Source organism: Pedobacter sp. 05L430 (assembly GCF_056397585.1).
The window spans coordinates 1-962 of the sequence record NZ_JBFTNT010000563.1 but is presented as its reverse complement, the minus strand read 5'-3'; the positions used below and the strand labels follow the sequence as shown (position 1 = coordinate 962).

Genomic DNA, 962 nt, shown 5'->3' with positions numbered 1-962 from the left:
CCAATACCCCCTGCTTGCCTTTTAAAGTTATTGTGCCGTTCTGGTCAACCTGCACACCGGGAGATTTCTCCAGAACTTCTAATGCAGTAGAACCGGTATTGGATATCAGGGCATCTACGTTTACAATCACACGATCAATCTTACGTTCAATAAAAGATTTTTTACCTGTAATATTTACCTGATTAAGGCTATTACTGGAAGGAATAAGTTTAATATTAGGGATAAAAAAGCTAGGCTGTGCTGTATTTAAAGTGATCACCTCACTCTTATAGCTGGTATAACCCATTGCAGAAACTTTTATTTGATAGTCCCCTGCCTTCAACTGATTGAAACTGAATTTACCATCGCTTTCAGTAAAGGTAGATTTCAGTACAACTGAATCTTTAGCATTAAGCAAGGCAACTGTAGCCAGATCAAAGGTCTTATTTTCCGTATCCCTTATCTGTCCGGAAATACTTGCCTCAGTCTGTTGGGCAAAGGTAGCAATTGGGACAATACAAATCCCTATGGCCAAAATAGCCAATATTTTTTTTGTCATCATCGAAGATTAATTTTTAAAATCCGGGCATAGTATGTCCCTTTCAGTGTTTAAAATGACGCTGGTTGTTGCAATAGTGTAAAGTAAGATTAAACTATTTTTAATCAGTGTTTACTGTTGTAGTAATTGTTCCTTTACGATTTTTGAGATACTTTTTCATATACTTCTGGTGAACCGCATCCGATTGTTTCCTGCCGTTAATGATCAGTTCATCGGCGTCCAGCTTGTATTTAAAGTTATTTGTTTGCTGTAATAAGCCATCGTTTTGCAGTTCCTTAGTCATATCTTTTGGTTCTGCCCGATCCTGAATCACTACTCCGTCACCGATTCTAACTTTCGGAGCTACCGGCTTGGCAGGAATATATGGTTTTCTATATACAGGAGCTATCGGGGCTACCGGCACTGGGGGAACCGGATAATGTTC

General features: G+C 39.0%; 2 protein-coding genes. Both read right to left on the bottom strand.

The features are described 5' to 3' along the window. Positions 1 to 541 (bottom strand): carboxypeptidase-like regulatory domain-containing protein (locus AC1DG9_RS27330; protein ID WP_477635730.1); only part of this gene is annotated, 541 nt, incomplete at its 3' end. 97 nt (positions 542 to 638) lie between these two features. Beyond that, the coding region (locus tag AC1DG9_RS27325) for a hypothetical protein (protein WP_477635729.1) at positions 639 to 962 on the bottom strand (324 nt) is incomplete at its 5' end.